General features: G+C 60.3%; 2 pseudogenes. One reads left to right on the top strand and one right to left on the bottom strand.

Annotated features, from left to right (window positions below):
* Positions 1–107, bottom strand: a pseudogene (locus BJF83_RS28410) (DDE-type integrase/transposase/recombinase); the annotation flags it as partial.
* 584 nt (positions 108–691) lie between these two features.
* Between BJF83_RS28410 and BJF83_RS03805 the strand changes: the two are divergent.
* Positions 692–1030: pseudogene (locus BJF83_RS03805) on the top strand (group II intron reverse transcriptase/maturase); the annotation flags it as partial.

Raw genomic sequence — 1030 nt, 5'->3', positions numbered from 1 at the left:
TGGTCATCCATCGCGTATCCGATGACTTCCTTGGTGCAGCAGTCGATGACGGTCGCCAGATACAGCCACCCCTCCTGCGTCGGAATGTAGGTGATGTCGGTGTGCCACGAACGCAGGAAGTGAGGTGCAGGTATGAGGTAGGTACCTCTCAGAATGCGGTGCTGCGCGAATGATGAAGGTATGGCCCTTCGGAGCCGCCCTGCGGGGGGAGGCTTCAAACCGCCACATGCTGCGTTGGCTGAAGACCGTCGTGGTGAGCGATGTGGAAAAGGCGCCCGTGAGGTGTCAGGTGGGGATCAGAAAGGCGAGCGCGAGCGAATCGCTGATGACGTGTCGAAAACCTATCCAGATGGCATCGAAACTGGGGGTGTAGATATGTCTCCAGGACAAGGTCTGGCGGATACCCGTCTACTGGCCAGGCGGTGCCCGGCATGGAGGCGACGCGAGTCTGATCTGCTGCTTTCGCGTGGAACGTGGGAAGGCGAGTCCCGATAGTGCTAACCGATTGGTGGCGAGAGGGAGTGTCCCGCAACGGCGGAAACCGTGAGGGATCGAGTACCGGTGCGGGGCTCGCCGGCGGACCGGACCGTAGTAGTGGAGAAGCCTCTGTAATGGGGGTGGAGCGAAGGGTCCGGGCCATCCGTGGCTGTGTTCGTTCGATCAACCGGGGCTTTGCTCCGGGAGGAGTCGCGTGAGCGAGCTGAAGTCGTCAGGAAAGTCGTTCGAAATCTCGAAGTGGGAAGTATGGGAGGCATGGGAGAAGGTCAAGGCCAATAAGGGAGCGCCGGGGGTCGATGGCTGCCCGATCGAGGAGTTCGAGAAGGATATACAGGGAAATCTCTATAAGATCTGGAACCGAATGTCCTCTGGTAGTTATTTCCCGCCCCCGGTGCGGGCGGTGGAGATACCGAAATCGCATGGCGGTGGAACCAGGGTTCTTGGAGTTCCGACCGTCGCGGACAGGATCGCGCAGACGGTGGTCGCGGCTCGATTGGAGAAGCAGGTGGAACCGAAGTTCCACCCCGACTCC

This window comes from Nocardiopsis sp. CNR-923, assembly GCF_001942255.1.
Classification (GTDB): Bacteria; Actinomycetota; Actinomycetes; order Streptosporangiales; family Streptosporangiaceae; genus Nocardiopsis.
Note: the sequence above shows the minus strand (reverse complement) of the source record. Positions and strands in the feature narration are given on the sequence as shown.